The 19,404-nt window shown below is 47.5% G+C and carries 23 protein-coding genes; 7 read left to right on the top strand and 16 right to left on the bottom strand.

Annotated elements, in window-relative coordinates:
* Both BC343_RS10425 and BC343_RS10420 read left to right on the top strand, forming a co-directional pair.
* The coding region (locus BC343_RS10425) for an SDR family oxidoreductase (protein ID WP_449406588.1) at positions 1-744 on the top strand (744 nt) is incomplete at its 5' end.
* Positions 745-768: 24 nt separating this feature from the next.
* Positions 769-1,680, top strand: a complete 912-nt coding sequence (locus BC343_RS10420; protein WP_238381745.1) for an AraC family transcriptional regulator — start codon at positions 769-771, stop codon at positions 1,678-1,680.
* Between the two features lie 8 nt (positions 1,681-1,688).
* Here the strand turns inward: BC343_RS10420 and BC343_RS10415 are convergent, their stop codons facing one another.
* The 8 genes from BC343_RS10415 to BC343_RS10380 form a co-directional block, all read right to left on the bottom strand.
* Positions 1,689-2,519: an NAD-dependent epimerase/dehydratase family protein gene (locus BC343_RS10415; RefSeq protein ID WP_078347720.1), complete on the bottom strand. Its 831-nt coding sequence runs from the start codon at positions 2,517-2,519 to the stop codon at positions 1,689-1,691.
* A gap of 63 nt (positions 2,520-2,582) precedes the next feature.
* Positions 2,583-3,449 (bottom strand): helix-turn-helix domain-containing protein, encoded by an 867-nt coding sequence (locus tag BC343_RS10410; protein WP_078347719.1) that lies wholly within the window; start codon positions 3,447-3,449, stop codon positions 2,583-2,585.
* A 6-nt stretch (positions 3,450-3,455) separates the two neighbouring features.
* On the bottom strand, positions 3,456-4,364 hold the full coding sequence (locus BC343_RS10405) for a helix-turn-helix domain-containing protein (protein WP_078347718.1): 909 nt from the start codon (positions 4,362-4,364) through the stop codon (positions 3,456-3,458).
* A gap of 8 nt (positions 4,365-4,372) precedes the next feature.
* Positions 4,373-4,621, bottom strand: coding sequence for a hypothetical protein (locus tag BC343_RS10400; RefSeq protein WP_202909769.1), 249 nt, complete (start codon positions 4,619-4,621; stop codon positions 4,373-4,375).
* A 108-nt stretch (positions 4,622-4,729) separates the two neighbouring features.
* Positions 4,730-4,921, bottom strand: coding sequence for a hypothetical protein (locus BC343_RS10395; RefSeq protein WP_078347717.1), 192 nt, complete (start codon positions 4,919-4,921; stop codon positions 4,730-4,732).
* 34 nt (positions 4,922-4,955) lie between these two features.
* Positions 4,956-5,390: a DUF2147 domain-containing protein gene (locus BC343_RS10390; protein WP_078347716.1), complete on the bottom strand. Its 435-nt coding sequence runs from the start codon at positions 5,388-5,390 to the stop codon at positions 4,956-4,958.
* Positions 5,391-5,399: 9 nt separating this feature from the next.
* Entirely contained in the window at positions 5,400-6,182 is a 783-nt protein-coding gene (locus BC343_RS10385; protein WP_078347715.1) for an SDR family oxidoreductase, read from the bottom strand.
* 396 nt (positions 6,183-6,578) lie between these two features.
* Positions 6,579-7,781, bottom strand: a complete 1,203-nt coding sequence (locus BC343_RS10380) for a DUF418 domain-containing protein (protein WP_078347714.1) — start codon at positions 7,779-7,781, stop codon at positions 6,579-6,581.
* An 87-nt stretch (positions 7,782-7,868) separates the two neighbouring features.
* On the opposite strand from BC343_RS10380, the gene BC343_RS10375 reads away from it, so the two are divergent.
* Positions 7,869-8,366, top strand: coding sequence for an ester cyclase (locus BC343_RS10375; RefSeq protein ID WP_078347713.1), 498 nt, complete (start codon positions 7,869-7,871; stop codon positions 8,364-8,366).
* A 53-nt stretch (positions 8,367-8,419) separates the two neighbouring features.
* Here the strand turns inward: BC343_RS10375 and BC343_RS31370 are convergent, their stop codons facing one another.
* Complete coding sequence (locus tag BC343_RS31370) at positions 8,420-10,522, bottom strand: ATP-binding protein (protein WP_238381749.1); 2,103 nt, start codon at positions 10,520-10,522, stop codon at positions 8,420-8,422.
* A gap of 240 nt (positions 10,523-10,762) precedes the next feature.
* Positions 10,763-11,128 (bottom strand): response regulator, encoded by a 366-nt coding sequence (locus BC343_RS10365; protein WP_078347711.1) that lies wholly within the window; start codon positions 11,126-11,128, stop codon positions 10,763-10,765.
* Between the two features lie 368 nt (positions 11,129-11,496).
* On the opposite strand from BC343_RS10365, the gene BC343_RS10360 reads away from it, so the two are divergent.
* Positions 11,497-11,997 (top strand): response regulator, encoded by a 501-nt coding sequence (locus BC343_RS10360; RefSeq protein ID WP_078347710.1) that lies wholly within the window; start codon positions 11,497-11,499, stop codon positions 11,995-11,997.
* Between the two features lie 218 nt (positions 11,998-12,215).
* Here the strand turns inward: BC343_RS10360 and BC343_RS10355 are convergent, their stop codons facing one another.
* Positions 12,216-12,398 (bottom strand): hypothetical protein, encoded by a 183-nt coding sequence (locus BC343_RS10355; protein WP_143822136.1) that lies wholly within the window; start codon positions 12,396-12,398, stop codon positions 12,216-12,218.
* A gap of 517 nt (positions 12,399-12,915) precedes the next feature.
* Here BC343_RS10355 and BC343_RS10345 point away from each other — a divergent pair.
* Complete coding sequence (locus BC343_RS10345; protein ID WP_078347707.1) at positions 12,916-13,497, top strand: cupin domain-containing protein; 582 nt, start codon at positions 12,916-12,918, stop codon at positions 13,495-13,497.
* A gap of 33 nt (positions 13,498-13,530) precedes the next feature.
* Positions 13,531-13,890, top strand: a complete 360-nt coding sequence (locus BC343_RS10340) for a hypothetical protein (protein ID WP_078347706.1) — start codon at positions 13,531-13,533, stop codon at positions 13,888-13,890.
* 188 nt (positions 13,891-14,078) lie between these two features.
* Here BC343_RS10340 and BC343_RS10335 read toward each other — a convergent pair whose 3' ends face one another.
* Both BC343_RS10335 and BC343_RS10330 read right to left on the bottom strand, forming a co-directional pair.
* On the bottom strand, positions 14,079-15,062 hold the full coding sequence (locus tag BC343_RS10335) for a transposase (protein ID WP_078347705.1): 984 nt from the start codon (positions 15,060-15,062) through the stop codon (positions 14,079-14,081).
* An 830-nt stretch (positions 15,063-15,892) separates the two neighbouring features.
* A complete protein-coding gene (locus tag BC343_RS10330; RefSeq protein WP_078347704.1) occupies positions 15,893-16,813 on the bottom strand; it encodes an EamA family transporter in 921 nt (306 codons plus the stop codon).
* 62 nt (positions 16,814-16,875) lie between these two features.
* Between BC343_RS10330 and BC343_RS10325 the strand changes: the two genes are divergently transcribed.
* Positions 16,876-17,499, top strand: coding sequence for a CGNR zinc finger domain-containing protein (locus tag BC343_RS10325; protein ID WP_078347703.1), 624 nt, complete (start codon positions 16,876-16,878; stop codon positions 17,497-17,499).
* 43 nt (positions 17,500-17,542) lie between these two features.
* Here the strand turns inward: BC343_RS10325 and BC343_RS10320 are convergent, their stop codons facing one another.
* The 3 genes from BC343_RS10320 to BC343_RS10310 all read right to left on the bottom strand — a co-directional run bounded on the left by BC343_RS10320 (position 17,543) and on the right by BC343_RS10310 (position 19,342).
* Complete coding sequence (locus tag BC343_RS10320) at positions 17,543-17,818, bottom strand: hypothetical protein (RefSeq protein WP_078347702.1); 276 nt, start codon at positions 17,816-17,818, stop codon at positions 17,543-17,545.
* Positions 17,819-18,475: 657 nt separating this feature from the next.
* The gene (locus BC343_RS10315; protein WP_143822135.1) at positions 18,476-18,874 is read right to left on the bottom strand and encodes a helix-turn-helix domain-containing protein; all 399 of its coding nucleotides are present in this window, start codon (positions 18,872-18,874) and stop codon (positions 18,476-18,478) included.
* A gap of 177 nt (positions 18,875-19,051) precedes the next feature.
* Positions 19,052-19,342 (bottom strand): hypothetical protein, encoded by a 291-nt coding sequence (locus tag BC343_RS10310; RefSeq protein WP_078347700.1) that lies wholly within the window; start codon positions 19,340-19,342, stop codon positions 19,052-19,054.
* Between the last annotated feature and the right edge of the window lie 62 nt (positions 19,343-19,404).

Below are 19,404 nucleotides of genomic sequence, written 5' to 3'. Positions count from 1 at the left end.
ATCATGGAAAACAGAATTGCAGGAAAAGTCGTTGCGATCACAGGTGCGAGCAGCGGCATCGGGCAGGCTACAGCCGAAGTACTAGCCGCCATGGGCGCTAAAGTCGTTCTCGGCGCTCGAAGGGACGATCATTTAGAACGAATCGTTGAAAAAATTCAGCAGAACGGCGGTGAGGCAGCATTCTTGGCAGTGGATGTGACACGCCGGGAAGACCTGACAGGGCTAACCGAATTGGCGGTAAACAAGTTCGGCAAACTTGATGTTATGATCAATAATGCCGGGATAAGCCAGTTATATCCGATGGAAGACATTGATGTGGAAGGCTGGGAACAGATGATCGATGTCAACCTGAAAGGCACTTTGTATGGTATAGCAGCTGCAATGCCCATATTTAAAGAAGCGGGCTCAGGACATTTTATCAACGTGATCCCTACCGCTGGTATAACCATCGTTCCGGTCATGGGCGTATATGCCGGCACGAAGAATGCAGTGCGTACGATCAGCGAAGGCCTGCGTCAGGAATCTCAGGGACGCTGGCGCGTAACAGGTGTATCGCCAGGTTATGTGTCCACCGAATTTGCCGGTAAAATTAAGAATGATGCTTTACGGGCGAACATTCAGAAAAATGCTGAAAAAATGGCGATCCCGGCAGAGGCTATAGCCCGCGCGATCGCTTACGCTATTGACCAGCCGGACAATGTAGATGTCGGCGATATTGTGATCCGTCCGGCTGTGCAGAGTTAATTCAATAGCTTAACAAAACATGATTTGAACACTTTAAAGTTTGAAAATATCACCGATCTGATGAAAAGGCTGGGACTGGCTCCGCCGGCCCATCCCCTGATCAGCCTGGTCAATTACGACAAGGACACGATCAGCCTGCGCGATGCCGGGAACTGGTTCCTGCTGGATTTCTATAAGATAACGTTTAAAAGGGATTTTAACGGCAGCGTGAAGTACGGGCCGGGAACTTACGATTTTAAGGAAGGCGGAATGGCATTTTTAGCACCGGGCCAATCGGTGCAGATGCCGGGTGACCGAGAGGATTACCAGGGCTATGCGCTCTATTTCCATCCGTCGCTTTTGACGGGGCAGCCATTGGCTCAACACATTTACCAATATGGTTTTTTTGATTATACCGTAGCCGAATCCTTATACCTCTCTGATAAAGAGAAACAGACGGTGGAAATGGTCTTCCAGGCGATCGCTTCCGAGCTGGAGAACCAGATCGACCAATTCAGTGATAAGGTGCTGGTATCGCTACTAGAATTATTATTCGATCACAGCGACCGGTTCTATCACCGGCAGTTCCATACCCGCAAGAATCTGCACCATGAACTGATCACCCGGATGAATGACTGCCTGGAAAGCCACTTCGATGGCTCCTGTGCCACGGTCAATGGCCTGCCCTCGCCACAGGATATTGCTGCGCACCTTAATGTATCGCAGCGCTATTTGTCTGACATGCTCAGATCGCTCACCGGTAAGACGACCCAGCAGCATATCCATCTGGCGCTGATAGAAAAAGCAAAAATCCTATTGAATAGCACCGGTCTGACGACCGCTGAGATTGCCTATCAACTGGGCTTTGAGCACCCACAGTCCTTCCATAAATTATTCAAGCAGCGTACCCATATCACGCCGGTGCAGTTCCGGCGTGATATGCTAAACAAAAACTAAATACGTTTCTAAAGCATGCCTTCCTCTTTCGCCTGATGAATGGTCCTGACCGAAGCTTTGAATCCCAGGCTCCGGGCAAGTGAGGCATCGGCATGCAAATACCAGGGATCGGCCAGGGGTTCGGATGTGGCAGGCATCGTTTCACCGGCAAGCTGCAGGATCTCGTAAAGTGTTAAGGGTGCTTCATCAGCAATGTTGACGATGCGGCCGTCCAACTTCCCTTCTAAAGCCATAGCTACCGCCGTAAAGATATCGCGATGATGAATAGTACTCATCCGCATTGCCGGATGAAATTTAGCGGCGATGGCATGTTTCGGCAGATCCTCCAAATGCCCGTCCCCGTCACCATAAACGAAGGGGAAACGTAGGACAGACCAGCTCAGCCCGCTTTCACCTAATGCTTTTTCTGCGGCAACTTTACTTGCCGGATAGGCATGCTGAGGAGCCGGTTCATCGTCCTCGCGGCCGGGATGCGGGTTATCTTTATTGTAAACATGGCTCGTACTTGCAAAGATGAATTTTGCACCGGGTGCATGTAACCGCACGGCTTCGATAAGGTTCCGAGTGCCTTCCAAATTGCTTTTCCAGATCAATTCTGTGTCCGCTGTACGAAACACTGCTGCCAGATGGATAACGGCCGAGATTTCTTTTACGGCTCCCGCCAGCGATAATGGGTCGAACAGGTCGCCTGTAATACCCGCCGCCCCGGCCGGAGCTGCTTTTCCTTCCCTGACAAGCGCGCGGCAGTTATAACCGGCACCGGCCAATCTTGGCAGCAAACGTGCGCCAACCAGTCCGGTGCCCCCGGTAACTAGTATCTTACCTTTTTTTTCTTTCATTTTACTAAGCTTTATGAATACAAAGCTCACTTAACTGCGGAAAGAACAGCCGGACTAAAAGAATTAAAACCCTGACATTTCCTTAGCATAGCCAGCGACCGTCTGGCCGCTGGCCTTTTTAAAAAAACGGGAGAAGTATTCCGGGTCATTGAAACCAAGCCCGTAAGCCAGTTCCTTGACCGAAATATGTTCATGATAAAATATCCGGCGTTTCGCTTCCAGGATCAACCGTTTATTGAGGTATGCTTTGGGGGAAATACCGGTGCAATGCATAACTGCCTGGTAAAGTTTATTGGTATTAACGCCCACCTGCCGGGCTATATCCTTGACCGGCAAATGAGCTGTGAGATTTTCTTCGATAAAACGCCTGAAGGCCATGAACTCAGGTAATTTTCCGTCAGCCGGGCCGGACTCTTCCTTAAAATAAGCATCATTGATCTCGGCAAGCAAGCTGTTCAGGTGCGCCAGTATCAGTTCGGGAGCAGTTTGCCGGCGTCTGAGCAGGCCGAGCAGGATAACAAATACTGCTTTCACCCTTAAAGCCGCGGATGGCTCGAATCTTACTTTTTGATGATTCAGCGGGCCGATCAGGAAAGGATATTGTTTCGGCAAGAATGCCAGGCAGCTTTCATCAAAACCGAGCTTCACAAAATTGGACTCCGGGCTCATGGCCGGATGTCGGTGAACCTGGTGCGGCAGCACAAAGACCAGTTCCCCACTGCCTGCTTCATAGGCTTGCATATCGATCTCATGCCGGCTGTTACCCTCCAGCATGAACAGGAAATAATAATAGGGCGTATATTTCGGGGACACGTAGCCAGCAGCCTCTGATGCCGAAAGATGGCCAAAATCAGGCGAGACGATCCTGATCGGCAATTTATCATTCTGCCTGATCCGATGTATCAGGGAAGCACTGTTTGGTGTATTCATGGTGGGTCAGTTAAAGGATTGCCGAAAGTCCAAAGGGCTTTGGCTGGTTTTGCTTTTGAACAACTTGTTGAACGACTGCGGATGCTCGAAGCCCAGCTGATAGGCGATCTCACTAACGGATAGTTCCGTCGTCGACAGTTTCTCTTTGGCTTTTTCGATCAGCTTCCCGTGAATGATCTGCTGGGTAGTTTGCCCGGTAAGTTGTTTCAGCAAACTGCTCAGGTACTTCGAAGATATGTTCAGCTTGTCAGCAAAGTATTGAACGGAAGGTAAGCCCTTGGAAAGCAAGGCTTCATCGCACAGATATGCAGTGGTCAGGCCTTCCAGCTTTTCTAATACTTTGTGATTGGTGATCTTCCGGGTTATGAACTGGCGCTGGTAAAACCGCTCGGCGTAATTCAACAGCGTTTCCAGGTTGGAAATGATGATATCTTGGCTAAACTTATCGATATTGGAATGATATTCCGTACTGATATTTTTGATGAGTTCCTTGATCACCGCCTCTTCCTTATCGGAAAGGAACAAAGCCTCATTTGTTGCGTAACCAAAGAAATCGTATTTCTTTATTTTGACGGCTAGTGTAGTATTCCATAAGAAGTCGGGATGCACGAACAGCATCCAGCCTTCGAGTTTGGGAGGTACGCCATTTTCTTCTCCGCGGAGGACCTGCCCCGGCGACATGAAGCCCATCAGCCCCTCATCGAAATCGTATTTCTGCTGCCCGTAAAATAAATTATCGCAGCCACGCTTCATCGAGATCACATACAGATCGAACACCACCGCATCAATGCCGGGAACACTCTTCAACCCCTTCAGGTCAATGATGCTGATCAGGGGATGATGCGGTTTGGGATGCCCCATCAGGCGGTGTATCTCCGTGATCGATCCTATTCGGTATGGCCTGGCATTTGGCATATTGCAAGTTATTTAAATTTTAACGGATATTTTAACCATATCAATACGATGGGCAGTGCTAAAAAAGGGATCTCGATCAGCGCCATCTTCAGGTTCCCGGCCCGGGCCGCCAGGCACATAATGATCACGATCGAAACCGCGTTCAGCAGATTCCCCAGAAAATAGGTTTGAGGGATCAGCAAAAACAGCCCTGCTAGAATGGTGTATGCCCCTACGCCTGGTACCAGTTTTTCAGGGAGACCCAACAGCTCCATCATCTTCACAGCCCCGGGTCGTTCTTATAATTGAACGTATCCAGCCCATGTTTAAAACTAAGTGTTACAGATATGATCAGTAACAGGATCACAATGATATTCCTCACCATATCAGTTCAGGATAAAGGTATTCATGATATAGCCTCCGGCCAGCGCTATCGGTACCCCGATCAGCGCGCTGTTCAGCGCCCGTTTTGCCTTATTGGGAAATTGCTGCCGGTGTTTAAAGTACAGGAAAAATCCTACCGGTGGCAAGGCGTTGGATACCACGAACCAAAAACTTGATAATTCATCTTTGTTCATTTTATTTATATTGCTTAATTTTCAGTGATGATGATTATTCGACCCGTTTCCATTTGAACGTTTTGCCCAGCATGGGCACACCCTTGTAACCACGGGCCTCCAGGTTGTTGGCGCTTAATAATTTCCCTTTCAGGCTGTATGTATTGCCATCCTGCACGCTGTATAATTTACCGTCACGGTATTCGCCGTCCCTGTAAATAAGCCCGGTAATGTGCGTGACGCCCTGCACCGGCCTGCTTCGCAATTTCTCATCGGGGTTTTTGACATCTTTTTTCGAGGTCCTGCCGTCTGGCTCAAACATCTCTTTTGACCATAATAGTTTCGCCGAGTAGCTGCTGCCCACCTTAAAGACCTCTATCCTATATTCTTCACATTGCCAGGTGCCGATGATCTGGTCAGCAGATGATTTCTGGGCAAATGCCGTTACGGAAATGAGCAGCATAACCGCCGCTAATATTGTTTTTTTCATGCCTGATCGTTATTTATTGTTATTGAGTTGCTGAAATTTCTCGAATTCCCGATGCCCGAATTTTATGAGCTGGCCCGGAATGGCCCTGCTGAGGAATTTGATCAGGCTCACCAAAAACGGCCTGATCTCGGGGCTGTCATTTTTTAGTCCTTTGACCGCCACATTCACCAGTTTATCCACATCCATCATCTGCGCCGGGTTAGGCTGCAGCAACCAGTCGTTTTGCAGGTTGGTGTTTACCCCCGGCGGAATGAGTTCGATCACTTTTACGCTGGTTTTGCTGAGTTGCAGCCGCAGCGCCTGGGTGTAAGCATGCACGCCTGCTTTTGATGCGCTATAGACCGGTGCCGAAGAGTAGGCCATGAATGCGATGGCTGAAGATACATTGACGATAGCGGCATGCGGCTGGGCGATCAGGTGCGGCAGGAACTGATGCACCATTTGGATCGTGCCGGATAAATTGACGTCGATCTCGCGGGTCATGTCCTCCAGGCCTTTGCCGGTATCCTGCGCGTCGAGCAGGCGCATCTCGCCGGCATTATTGATGATCACATTCAATTCGGGAAACTGTTGTGTCACCTGCACGAACAGGCTCTTAATGTCGCGCGGGTCACTGACATCGCTTTGGAAAAACGCTGTGTTCGGAAAACGCTTTTTCGTTTCGTTCAGGGCTTCGGCGTTGCGGCCGGTCGCTAATATCTTTGCTCCCTGCTCCGTAAGTTGTTTGACCAGTTCCAGGCCGATTCCGCTGGTTCCCCCGGTGATGAGTATAGTGCTGTTTTTTAGATCCATTTCCCTTTGCTTTTGTTGAAGCAAAGTTCGGCTGCTGCCTGTTCCCGAATGTATCCAAATGTCGCCGGGGTGTAGTAGAAAGGCGTATGCCGCAGGCAATAACGGGCGTCACTTCCAAGTCATCTACATTTACGATAAAAAAGCAAAGATCCACAATGCTCCTTGTGTAACGGATGTTTACAATATACGCCGGATCAGAAACGATTTTTCTTAATTGATCTTAACCCAAGGAGGCAGCTAATTCACCCAAAGCTTCACCGGCCATCCTGATCTTGTTTCCTATCAGTTGCTCAAATTCATGCGGCTCGCTATCGCTGTATTCGTTTTGCATGAGTGTCCAACAACAGGCCGGTAATATAGTTTGATCATTCAGGAAGATCGCCGAGCGGCGAACACTTAACATCTGAAGTACGTCATCCTCCGCCAAAGGGATTCCATCGGGCCTGATGTGTAATAACGCAGCCAAATGTTGCTGAAGATGACCTGTAAGCTGTAGATCAACAGCACAGGCAGAAACGTTTGCAGTAGTGTCAGCTGCCCGCTTAAGCCAAAGCCGTAGCCGTAAAATAGGATAGCGCAAAGCAACGATTGCCCGAGGTAATTGGTCAGCCCCATGCGGCCCGTATTACCGATCCATTGTTGAACTGATGGCCGCCTGCCGTTGAGGCCGAGGGCCAGCGCGACCAGGTAAGCTACCGCCAACAATAGTGTGCCGATGCCGGAACTTACATTGACGACAAAGGTACTCCAGGCATAAGGCAGGCTTCCAAAATGAATATCAAAGACATCCAGGCAGGAAATACATTTAATAGGCAAACCCACCAAAAATGCCCACCAAGCCCATTTAGATAGTTTATTACGCCATTCCGGCAGATGATAAAAGATGCCGGCCTTACCGGCGATCAGGCCCACCAGGAACATGATCTGGAAGTGGATGACGCCTACCAGGCCTTCGCTAATGTTCTGTACCCATACCATTAGCATCCCAAGCTTTTGAAACCCCATAACACTAAGTACCGAGCCATCTTGCCAGGCATCCAGCACCTGCATGACGACAGCATCGAACTGCTCATGGCTTTGAGCGGCCGAGGCCGCTGTCTGGGGAAAGAAAAATACTTTAAAAAATTGTATCAGCGCCAGCAGCCCGAGAAAAACACCTATCCATTTCAGCAGTGCCGGCACAGGCTTCCGGTTAAAATAGAGCAGGCTAAAACCCAGCAGGGCATATTTATGCAGCACATCACCGAACCACAGCACAAGGCCGTGCAGCAGCCCGAAAAGCAATAATGCCCATAACCTTCGCCTGAAGAGCCTGTCGGCCGGCAGGCCGGCAGCGTTGTTCTTTTGCCACATCAGGTAAAATCCCAGCCCGAACAAAAAGCTGTAGATGGTATAGAATTGCCCTTTTATCAATAAATGGATCAGGAACTGGGCCGGTGCATAACTTTCAGGCCGGTCGATCCCCAGCGCGTAAACCTGCTCGGGGCGCAAAAGGGCGTAAAAGCTATAGGTCTGAATATTGAATATCAAGATACCCAGCAGGGCGATACCCCTGATCTGGTCTAAAATATCTATGCGGGTGTTCTTTGATAAGGCCATGGCCTGGCTAAGTTAAATTATAGCGCTTACTCCTGCAAGTGGTAACGAAAATCAGTTATATTTAAGCACTTAAGCTATAATACCAAGATGAAAAAATATCTGTTAATATTGGTTACCATCATTGCTGCATGTAATAACGGGCCTGTGAAAAATGCCGGACAAGATAAGCTGGAACGGAATAAAGCCGTGGTTCTGCGGTCCCAGGGATATATCAATAGCAAGGACTTCGATAAGTTCTTAAATAAATGCGCCCCGGGTTACCGGGAGTATTTTAACGGTGGCCCGGCCATGGCCGATCTGGATAGCATCAAAACAGTATACGGGGATGGTTTTACGGTTTTCGATATTAGGGGGGAAGACTTTAAAGCTTATGCATCGGGAGATACCGTACTGGTCACTGGTACCTGGAGTGGAAAATTCGTTAGGCCTTTTCATGATACTGCACCGAATAACAAAACATTTAAATTCGATGATGTAGACATTTATGTATTAAATAGCGAGGGAAGGTTAGCCTCCCACCGTTCGACACAGGGCAGTGCGGAATTATTTTGGCAGCTTGGGCTGTTAAAAACGGCAAGTAAATGATCTCGTCCAGGCGCGGCATCCCAACCCGGGAGTTGAATGAATATATATGACCATTAACGCGTTACGGGCAGCGCCATGACCATTTCTGTTCCGCCCAGGTGTCGATGATCAAGAAAAAGCTTTCCTGCGTGGGCCCTTACAACAATATCATAACTTAAAGAAAGCCCCAGCCCGGTGCCTTCCCCTGTAGGTTTTGTCGTGAAAAACGGCTGCATGATCTTATCGCGTATCACTTCCGGCACGCCATCTCCATTATCGATCACGCTTATGAAGGCCATGCCGTCATGGTAAGACGTGTTAACGGAGACTCGCGCATCGTACCCATCACTTGATGCCACCTTTTTTTTGCGGACAGCATAAAAAGCGTTGTAAAGCAGGTTCACTATTACCCGGCCGATATCCTGAGAGATCAACGGCACTAATGGCAAGCCTTCGTCAAGATCCACGCCCAGTTCAGCGCTGAACATTTTATCCTTGGCGCGAAAACCCTGATAGGCTAATTCTATCATTTCGCTTATAAGTTTATTGACATCCGTGAGTTCCCGGCTGCCTGCTGAAGGCCGGCTATGCTCCAGCATACTTTTTACGATCCCGTCCGCACGTTTGCCATGGAAATTTATCTTTTCGATATTTTTCTGAAGATCCTTAATGATCGCCTTGGCCTCTTCAAATTCGCCCCTTTCGAATTCCGTCAGAGACTCCCCTATCATCTCCACACTGACATCGGAAAAATTATTCACGAAATTCAGTGGGTTCTGGATCTCGTGGGCGATACCTGCGGTCAACTCGCCCAGGGAAGCCATCTTTTCAGCCTGTATCAATTGTTGTTGGGCCGCATTAAGATCTTCCAGGGTTTTTGTAAGCCGGTCCCGTTGGCCGGTGATCTCCGCTTGTTTCCTGCTCAATTCTGCATTAGCCTCGGAAACCAGCCCGTTCGCCCTGGACAGCAGCGTATTCGATTTGCGTTGTTTAATATAACTGCGCCAGACGAGCAACAGCGAGGCCAGTAAAATAAAAAGAGCTCCGATGAAATAATAACTCTGGGCTTTTTTGGCCCTAAGTTCCGCACTGGCCAATTGCTGGCGGAACTTAAGTGAATCTGCCTGCCTGTTAAATTCGGAATGAAGTTGTTTTTGCAATATCGTTCTCTTAGCGGACCCGTTTTCCAGGCTATCTTTTAAAGCCAGATATTCTACATGCATGTAATAGGCTTTACCAAAGTCCTTAGTTTTTGCCATCAGCCCGCTCATGTTACCCAGGCTCTCCACAATGTCGGGCAAATAACCACTTCTCCTTGCTGAGCTTAAGGCCAGTTTGAAAGCCATAGACGTTTTCCGCATCCTGTCGGCTGAGGCCACCCCGAGCGTTGCCAGTACGCTATCCGGCGCGTCACGGTAGACCGCGCCCAGTGTATTGTTCACGCTACTAAAAAAACCAGCCTCCTCGGCTCCTTTAAAGGAAAGTGCCATGCGGCAATAGCGATAGGCGGCGTGGTAGTCCTTTAATGCATAATGATCTCTTGCCGCCTGGTCGTACCCCCTGATCAGCAAGGTCGTGTCTTTAATACTGGCCGCCAATGAGATCGCCTCCAGGTCGTAGGGCAAGGCCTGACCAAAATGTTTCATATCTACGGCATACAGGCGGCCGATACTCAAGGCCATGAATACTTCTCCATGAAGCCGGTAACTACCCTTTACGCCCTTTAATATACGCAACGCCTCCTGGTAGGATTCCAGGGCCGCGGCATAGTCGGCTATAAAAATGTAACAATCCGCTACATGTGCCAGTGCGTGCACGGTCTCGATCTTTGCGCCGAGCTTTCTTGCTATCTGTAGGGAATAGTTAATATAGTCGAATGCCGTATTAAAATCGTTTTTCGTAAAATAATAGTAGTGGAATAGCTGGTCGTATAAACTGATGAGGCCTTTTTGGTCACCGATCCTCTTTGCTACGGCGACCACACGCATAGCGCTGGTGACGTACAAGCGTTCCTGAGAGGAAAGCGCCGAACTGGTATCCGAGAACGTTAAAAAAGCCCGCACCATGGACGTGTCGTCCGGCATCGACATTATGCCGGGTAAAACGGCTGGTGCAACGGGTGCCTGTACCTGCTGCGCGGTTACCTTACTCCCCCAAAACAGGCATAAAGAAGCCACCAAATTGCAAAAATTTCGGGATAAGAGATGCACAATTGTAAGAAATTGATTAAGCCCTAATCTACACTTTTTTCACTACGCATCATAGGCTTGTTCTATTAAACCGAATAAACGAAAGATCAGTGTGATGAATAGCTTTACTAGTATATTAACATGATGTAAACCCTTCGGATCGGCCACAGTACCTTTCCGTAATTATTTTGCACGTGTTACGCAATGGGCTTATCCTGATCACTTTTTCTATGGTTCCCCTAAAATATCAGTGATCCGATGAAGCAAGGCGCCAATATCGAACGGTTTCCTGATGAAGCCATCGGCGCCACATTGACTGGCAATGCTACTGATGTCGGCCTCTCCGGAGACCAGCACCACCGGTAATTGAACATTTTTGAACTTCTCCTTGATCTCGGTGCAGATCTGGCCGCCATTTTTATCAGAACCTGCGATCCGGATATCCAGGATCACCAGATCAGGCCCGATCTCGTAAATATGTTCCGCTGTTTCGCTATGGTTCGAAACCACCACATTATAACCCGCATCCTGAAAAATAATGTTGAATATCTCCAAAATGTCTTGGTCATCATCGATCACTAGTATACGTTTCATCTTATCTGGCTTTTAAAAATTGCTATCAAAAAGTTTTCCAAAGGCGCATTGATCGGTAAAAAAATTTAACAATAAATTAAATTCATACTTAACGGTCTGCGCCCCCTAAGGTTGTCGCACTTGAGTTCAGGTGTAAGATACTGAAACGGAATATAGCTAACTCGATAACACATGATAGCGCGAAGACCGGTATTGGAACGGGTTATGGGAGAACGGAAGTCGACCGTGTTATTTTTTACCGCGGGAAAAACGAGATCATTAACGCCCGTGCGATCGCGTGCCCGGTTACGCTTCACAGGCTTACTTGATACAAGGTGTAAGCGCCGGCTAATGGCGTATTGTAGGAATGAAAACCGGCCCCATTGCGGATGCTGCTCTTTGTAGCCTGCCGGTGGCCATTTCTATCGTTGAGGCGGCCGGTATTCCTGATTTTACTTTTAATTTATATTTTTAATTTCAATTATGTATTTTTGTTGGCAGAATTTAAATTCATGCCTGAAACTATCTTGCTGGTCGAAGATGACCAAGACATTCTCGATATCATGTTTTACATGCTTTCTGACGAGGGTTACCAGGTATTGCGCTCTTCAGGAGAAGATGCATTGGACCAAGCGATTACAGGAAAGCCGGACCTGATCTTACTGGACCATCGGCTTCAGACCGGTTGGGGCGCCGATATTTGCCGCGTGTTAAAATCTGATACATCTACTAAGAATATTCCGGTAGTCATGGTCTCTGCGGCAATGCATATGGAAGAAACGGCTCGTGAGGCGGGAGCGGATGGCGTGCTGCATAAGCCATTCGACATGCACCAGCTGTTGAACTTGGTCGCCGGTATTTGCCGGCCACCTGCGGAACCGCAGCCTTGATCCAGCCGGTCGTTCCACAGCCAAAATGATCGATGATGATCTTAGCGGACCAATGATCCCAAAAATTCCAAAGTTTGAGAGGTGTATCAGATATCGTAAGATTCTTTTTGCCCGGAATTCGGTAAACTTGTGACATGCAGCAACTGGCCATGGGAGATCATTGCGGTAATATCATTGAACGCAGCGAGCAGACCTGCCTTATTTGCTTGTCATACGTCCTATTTGGCCGAACGTTTCAATAGTGCGCGGCTTATCATCAGAACGCCCATTTCAGTTTGGTCCTTAACGGTTATTGCGCTGGGAAGAAGAAAGATGTTACCCAGCGCGGACCGGGGCATCTGACTTTCTATCATAGCGGCGAACCTCATCAGGTCATCGATGCCAGCCGGGATTTGAGGCATATCAATATCGAGATCGGGCAAGAGCTAATGAGTAACTTTGATATCAAAGTCAACTAAAAGCGGAAAGGCTTTGCGATCAATCAAAGGCAGTTCGCTAAGCTTTACCGAGATGGACTTTGCTTGCGGTTTCACTGGCCAAAGCCATTTTATCCGCAGTTTCAAGCATTGAGCCGGCTCTCCTTCTGTCCTATTGGCCTATATATTACTTCCGAGGTTTTACATGCTGAAACAGCAGATATGCTTAACATCTGAAAGGCGAAAGACCTGTACCTGTCAGGTTTAACCTTATTTAACCATGCTTAACGAGCCTTAACTAAGTGATAGGGTAAGTTTGCGGCATGAAACACCTATCCTATTACCTACGCAATTTCAAGATATTTTCCATAGCTCTGGCTCTTGCAGCAGGCGTCTTGATCATCCTACCGGCAGGCCTTTATTGGGCAGCCTGCTCCGCCGGAACCACAAAGCATTTACAGGACTCCGAAATAGTTTACCACATCATTCACGCATTATTATCATGACAACAAAACAATTACCACGCACGATCGTCAACCCGACCCATGGCTACAGCGTAACTTTCGTCGTATCCGGCTCGGAGAACGGCAACGCTTACACTATTGTAGAAGTAACTTTGCCACCCGGGGAAGGTACCGGTAAACATTACCACCTCGACTTTACTGAAGAATTTGAGGCATTAGAGGGCATACTCGGCATTACACTTGGCAAAACTATTATTCATCTGAGCCCCGGCGACGCCCCTGCCCTGGTCCCGGTGAAAGCCGTTCACCGCTTTTTTAACCCGGGTAACGCCCCGGTCAGGTTCCGTTGCCGCATTACCCCGGCACGCCGATTCGAAAAGCTGCTGCGCATCATTTACGGATTAGGAGACGACGGTTTATTAAAACCCAATGGGATGCCTAAAAGCATCCTTCACCTGGCCTTGATCTACGAGATCGGCGAAAGCTACCTGCCGGGGATGCCACTTGGGCTACAGCGCGGCGTGTTCGGGATCATCGCGCGCATCGCACGCCGCCGGGGAAAAGACAAAGAACTGGAAAAATACTACACAGGTATTATCGAGGCTTATAAGGCCATATAAAATATTCACTTCAACTTAATTAAAACAATAAAAATGAAAAAGTCCATCTTAACATCCATTATCTTACCACGTCTTGCGTTTTCTGTACTAGCATCTGCGATCACCGATATATCCGGCGTTTGGGCCTGCAACTTGAGACTTGCCGATGGGGGTTCCATCGCTTTGGCATATAGCTTTAAACAGGACGGCGAAAAGCTTACCGGGACAGTTGATTCCCCCCAGGGCGAACTCATGATCGAAAACGGCAGAATATCCGGAGACTCATTATCATTCGGACTGAATATACAGGGTATAAATTTTCCGCATACCGGCAGAGTTTATCAAGACTCTATCGCGCTGGAGGTTATGGCTCAAGGCAGTAAGCTACACGCTTGTTTGATCAGGAAAAAATAACGGATAGTAGTTTACCATGCACGAATACGGGGTACCCACTGGATCATGAAACCGGATCGGAAGTCAGTTAGTCATCTTAAAGCAGGCTCTTATCCGCCAACCTGCTTCATTATTTTTAGATATATAACAGATGCGTCATCGTATTCTAGGTTTCCAACAATTCCAAATTTAGTTTAAAATAGCTTTTGTTAGGCTGCTCTCCTGTAGTTTTCCACATACATTTCCTGCCTCTTGACTAACGAGAACATGCGCAATATCAGCTTGAATTTGACATTGTTCAGCACCAAGCCGTACTCTTTATATTTTAACTTGCGTTCCGCATAGCCCTTTAATTCAGGGTCATGCTGTATCGCAATTTTAGCTTCCTGGTTCAGTTCTTGTTTCAGTTCCTTATTTGCCAGGTTGCTCGTCCGCCTGCGCCCTCTTTTGCTTGTGCCTGATGTATGCTCGAACGGGATAACACCGACATATACCGCGTAGTGCCGCCCGTCCGGGAAGCTGGTGAAATTCTCTGTATAAGCTATCGTCATCCAGCCATTTACAGGCCCAATGCCCTTGATGCTTGTAATGATCCGGTAGTTCAGGTACATAGACTCATCGCTTTTGATCAGGGCGAGTACCTCGCCCTCTATCTCCCGGGTATACTTTGCATTAGCTTTTATTTTTTCAAGCGAGATACGGATGAGTATATCAGTATCATCTACCTGGTACATATGCCTCCGCTCACCCACTGCATTCTTATACCCGGCACTCTCGCGTACCAGTTTCTTACGGAGTGAAAGCAGCTGTTTCAGGCTTAAAAACCTATTATCCAGTGGCCCGTCAGGCTGAAGCTTTTTAGCCTTTTCTTCACCGTAACGGCTGATACGGAACGCATCGGCCTTGTCACTCTTCCCCCTGCACATGCCCATCGACTGCTTTATTTCCAGTACCGGTACCCTTTTGTAAGCAATAGGCTGCGACTCGCAGAACTGCATAAAACGGTACTCGTAGCCGCCGGTGTGCTCCAGTACGATGAACACCTCCTGCAAATTGATACTGTTCTCTTTACACCATTTTCTGAATTTGCGAAACCCCGAGCTATTGTTATCTATCTTAACAAATAGGTTTTGTTCCGCCCAGCAGATGTCGACCGTCTTCTTTGATACATCAACACCTAAAAAAAATTCCATGACTTCATACGTTCGTGTTTTTATAAGTTAATGAATTGCCTTTTTCCTAATCACCTTTGATATTTCAAGGGAATAATTCTAGTTGGGCCTTGGGCAATTTTAAAAGGCAGGGAACTAATACGACGAATGGCTCTACTAAGCCAGAGATGACAAAAGTTCACCCTGCCTTTTTTATAACTTATCCACAAACTTTTTGGTTTTTACCCCCCCCTGCACCCCCCATTACAAACAATAACAATCAGCTTATTAGTGCCTACTTAAGACCAAAGGCAGATGACATACGCCAACGATGGCTGAAAGAAAATCGCTCGGTATCTCCCAAAACGCGTATTGTAGTAATATTACACTAACACATACTTTGCACGTCTGTGAAATTTTGGCCATCGGCCTCGCCGAACCCTTGCGGCCGGTACTAAAATTTGCCTGAAATAGTAGCTAACTTGACATCAAACCTTTTTTTTTGATTCGCAACATCTATTACCGGTGATCACTTTGCCGGTTAATTGTGATAAGGTTTAGTTTGAAGCCCCAAGCAGCGAGTGTTAGGGGGGGTCGTATTTTTATCATGCTATTATTTTTTCTTCGCGGGTGTTTTCGGCGCGCTGTCCTACCGAAATGCTGAATAACTGGCGGTCAAAGCTGATCTTAAAGTCTTCCTTTTTCAAGCCCGGCGCGGCCTGTTCTGCATGGTAGCATTAAGAACAAGCTATGGGCCAATTCTCGGTGCATATTTTCAGTTTCTCTGTGCCAGAGTTTCTTCATTGGGCTTAGCAGTCTTTTTTCGATATTTATAAAACCATGCTTCCTCTGTTAGCGGTGAAATGCCGCGATCAAACTTGCGGCCGGTCAGCCTGCTTCTTCTGCGTGATCAGCACACCTGTCAATATCAATGCAAGTGCACCCAACTGCCCGCTACTGACCTGGTCTCCGGCTAATAGCCAGCCCATCAGAACGGCGATCACCGGGTTGACATAGGTGTGGGTACTTACGACCGCGGGAGGTTTGACGGTGATCAGCCAATTAAAAGAAATGAACGCCACGAGCGAGCCCATCACGGTAAGGTATGCCACCCCCATCCAGGCATTCGCCGGAACAGAAATAATGGAAAACTGCTGATACTCGCCCGAAAAACCTGCGATCGACCCGCTGAAAACGCCTGCCGCGAGCAGCTGTACAGCACTATTGGCCAGGTTGCCTTTGCTTTTCGGCACTTTGCTATTCATATACAAAGCACCGGCCACCCAGCAAACCGCGCTGAGCACAGTGATCATCGTACCGAGGAGCGGTTTTGAGGCAACGGGCGTGTCTGCCACGGGAGAAAAGTGGGTGAACAGCGCCAGCCCTGCAAAACCGATGGCCAGTCCGGCCAGCAGGTACCTGTTACGTACATACGTCCCCCAGCGTGCCCGGTCCAGCAGGATAAAGAACAATGGTTCGGCCGCCATGATCACCGCCGCAGCACCCGACGGAATATACTGCTCGCCTACGATCACCAGCCCGGAACCGCCGCTTAACATTAAAATGCCGCTGACGGCAAGCACCCCTAAATGTTTACGTTCCGGCCAACCAATACCTTTCCACCATAGCCAGGCACAAAGCAGTACTCCTGCAGACAGATAGCGCAATGCCGAGATCGTGAAGGGCTTCAGCCCGGCAAGGGCATAAGCTCCGGCGAGATAAGTGGTCCCCCATATAAAATAGATAGCGAACAGCGCCAATGCCGCGAGCCAATTTCTTCCGTTATTTTGCATACCAATTAAATATCACACCATATAAAATTGTTTTAATGGTGTGAATTATCGACTTTTGGGTAATGACAAAACTCAGCACAAGCAAAACAATGACCCTGGACGGCGGGAACCCCTGTTTGGACTTTGTGAATTCCGGTTACGACCGCGAACCGGGCATCATCACTGAGCGCCTCCATACCTATCAGGACCTCCTGATCTTAAGCCAAAGGTTAGGTTTGGTAGATGAGGAATACTTTAAAAATTTATCTGGGCTTGCCGCACAAAAAGAAATTGATGCCGCAGATGCACTTGAAAATGCAAGGGAAGTACGGGATAGGCTTTACCAGGCCTTTAGCCGGATAGCCAAAGGGGAGCTACCAGGGCAAGAGCCGTTGCAATACCTGGAAGATGTATTTAGCCGGGCGCTGGTTTGCAGGCGGCCGGTGATGAAAGATAATAAAATACGCTTGGGATTTGATTACGATAGAGCCGGCCTGAATGGGCCGTTGTGGCTGATCGCTGGCCAATCGTATGAATTGCTGGCCACAGGGGAATTAAGTGCGATCAGGCAATGCCCGGGCTGCGCATGGCTGTTTTACGATCGCAGCCGTTCCGGACGCAAAAAATGGTGCTCGATGGCCTCTTGCGGTAATAGCCAAAAAACAAAGCGGTATTATCGTAAAAGATTCGCCGCGGATGCATCGTAACTAACCCCAGATCAAGTAATAGCGCACCTTGATCCTACAGAATTTATTGGTCCGGCCATGCGTTACCATCTAGCGGCATGATTTCATTCAGTAACTCTACAGCACTGGCATTGTCGATGGCATGGCATATCGCCTCATAGTGGCTTTTTTCAAGCGTGCCGCCTTTTATTAAACGCCATTTCCCACCGGGGTTGCGCTTTTCTAGCAATATCGAACCTCCCCCGGCCACTTGAACATGGAAAAAGATCCTGTTGTCATTGGCAAGTGGTGTTACTTCAAATTGGAAGGCAGAGCCCTGTGCCGTAGTTTTTAAAAGCATTTACTGCATGAGTTAAATGATTAACTATTACGCAACACCTGAGCGATTGTTACACTTATCACAAATTATTATGACATGCAATGCCGATTTTAATACTAAGAAAAGTTCCCTACGCCTTAAGAAAGTCGAACGAGTTTATTACATTTACAAAACCAATTGGCGCCTAAAGAGAAGTGTTATTTTCACTTTTATTTTTAAATGATGGTTACGAATCCCCCTACTAGAAAATTGTCATTCAAGCCTTGTGTTTGCGGAACAACGAACTGGCACCGGGCAAAACGCCCCTATTTGTTGAAAACATTTTTGAGCTGGTTACCGATCAAATTTTATAAATGTTATATGTGCGACCGGAAAACATGGTTTTATATAAAGTGACCGAAGAAAGAAGTTGTGCGAATAAACCAAGTCGGGCAAGCGCAGAAATCTTTTAAGGCAGAAATTTATTGGCAGGATCATCTTGCGGCCTTTGCCAATAGAAGGATTTCGGCGCAACATGCCTGAAAGAGCGGTAAAATGAGATCCCAATACTGGAATTTATCCTACACCTATTATATTGAACGGAAGCCCCGGGCGAACAACCCGGGGCTTTTTTTAGATACTTAACCTTACCACTTTTAAATCGTGACGAATACTATACCAAAATGAAGCCATAAGGTTTTATTCGAATCGATAAAAATAGCTCTGTTTTCTTTCAACTTCCTCATACAAGCGGGCAAGCTTTGTTTGCAAGAGGGAGATCTCTTCTTCGCGGTTATCGACTCGTTTTTTCATGGCAGCATATGCGGTTTCAAGCGCAGAGGGCGCATTAGCATTGCTGGTAAGTAACTGATCAGGCGTTATATGCAGGAGGCCGGCGATCTGTGCTAACCTGGAAATGCTGATATCTGTTTGCCCAGCCTCAATTTTATAAAGGGCTGCCGGCGATATACCAAGCTGTCTTGCGAAAGCCGATTGTGTTATTTTTTTTGCTTCCCTTAAAGCGCGTATTTTTTCCCCGACTTGTTTAGGAAGCAATTCTTTCGGTATTTCATTCATAATGGCGTATAGTGGCGTCAAAATGTTTGGATATTTGTTATTACAAGGCAACGTTAAACGTCGCACTAAGCGCTCGTTTCGCTTACAAAAATAAATAGCTATTTGCAAGCAATTCTAAAAACGCTCGCTAAGCATAAATAAAATAAGGAGGTAAATGTTTGCATTAGCTGCAACCGGGGACTTATGAGAAATTGTTTGTTAAAAAAAATTAGCGGGCCGGTTTAGCCTCAGATCGTTATTGAATAGCAAAGCTTCCAGATCCAGTTTAAAAAGCAATTGATCGTATTGTTCCAATGAAGGGCTGTCATCATCATATTCCGATATCAAATTCCTCATGCCATGATAGAGCTGCTGTAGTTTTTCAATATTCCCCCTTAATTCAGTTAAGCTCACTTCTTCCTCCAGCAGTGTTAAAACAATTTCCTTTTGCTGCCTGGTTATTTCAGCGCGCATATTTAAAACTGCCAGGTATACAGCGTCTTTGCCCATGCCATAAATCTAATAAAAAAGTGGAAACGGCTCTGCCTGCTTTATCGGTTTTTTACTTTTCA

Origin of the sequence: Mucilaginibacter pedocola (genome assembly GCF_002013915.1) — a bacterium.
Taxonomy (GTDB): domain Bacteria; phylum Bacteroidota; class Bacteroidia; order Sphingobacteriales; family Sphingobacteriaceae; genus Mucilaginibacter; species Mucilaginibacter pedocola.
Note: the sequence above shows the minus strand (reverse complement) of the source record. Positions and strands in the feature narration are given on the sequence as shown.

Coding starts and splice junctions, on each gene's coding strand:
- BC343_RS10415 (WP_078347720.1), bottom strand. CDS start 2,519: ATGAAAGAAAAAAAAGGTAAGATACTAGTTACCGGGGGCACCGGACTG.
- BC343_RS10410 (WP_078347719.1), bottom strand. CDS start 3,449: ATGAATACACCAAACAGTGCTTCCCTGATACATCGGATCAGGCAGAAT.
- BC343_RS10405 (WP_078347718.1), bottom strand. CDS start 4,364: ATGCCAAATGCCAGGCCATACCGAATAGGATCGATCACGGAGATACAC.
- BC343_RS10400 (WP_202909769.1), bottom strand. CDS start 4,621: ATGATGGAGCTGTTGGGTCTCCCTGAAAAACTGGTACCAGGCGTAGGG.
- BC343_RS10395 (WP_078347717.1), bottom strand. CDS start 4,921: ATGAACAAAGATGAATTATCAAGTTTTTGGTTCGTGGTATCCAACGCC.
- BC343_RS10390 (WP_078347716.1), bottom strand. CDS start 5,390: ATGAAAAAAACAATATTAGCGGCGGTTATGCTGCTCATTTCCGTAACG.
- BC343_RS10385 (WP_078347715.1), bottom strand. CDS start 6,182: ATGGATCTAAAAAACAGCACTATACTCATCACCGGGGGAACCAGCGGA.
- BC343_RS10380 (WP_078347714.1), bottom strand. CDS start 7,781: ATGGCCTTATCAAAGAACACCCGCATAGATATTTTAGACCAGATCAGG.
- BC343_RS10375 (WP_078347713.1), top strand. CDS start 7,869: ATGAAAAAATATCTGTTAATATTGGTTACCATCATTGCTGCATGTAAT.
- BC343_RS10365 (WP_078347711.1), bottom strand. CDS start 11,128: ATGAAACGTATACTAGTGATCGATGATGACCAAGACATTTTGGAGATA.
- BC343_RS10360 (WP_078347710.1), top strand. CDS start 11,497: ATGCTGCTCTTTGTAGCCTGCCGGTGGCCATTTCTATCGTTGAGGCGG.
- BC343_RS10355 (WP_143822136.1), bottom strand. CDS start 12,398: ATGCCTCAAATCCCGGCTGGCATCGATGACCTGATGAGGTTCGCCGCT.
- BC343_RS10345 (WP_078347707.1), top strand. CDS start 12,916: ATGACAACAAAACAATTACCACGCACGATCGTCAACCCGACCCATGGC.
- BC343_RS10340 (WP_078347706.1), top strand. CDS start 13,531: ATGAAAAAGTCCATCTTAACATCCATTATCTTACCACGTCTTGCGTTT.
- BC343_RS10335 (WP_078347705.1), bottom strand. CDS start 15,062: ATGGAATTTTTTTTAGGTGTTGATGTATCAAAGAAGACGGTCGACATC.
- BC343_RS10330 (WP_078347704.1), bottom strand. CDS start 16,813: ATGCAAAATAACGGAAGAAATTGGCTCGCGGCATTGGCGCTGTTCGCT.
- BC343_RS10325 (WP_078347703.1), top strand. CDS start 16,876: ATGACAAAACTCAGCACAAGCAAAACAATGACCCTGGACGGCGGGAAC.
- BC343_RS10320 (WP_078347702.1), bottom strand. CDS start 17,818: ATGCTTTTAAAAACTACGGCACAGGGCTCTGCCTTCCAATTTGAAGTA.
- BC343_RS10310 (WP_078347700.1), bottom strand. CDS start 19,342: ATGGGCAAAGACGCTGTATACCTGGCAGTTTTAAATATGCGCGCTGAA.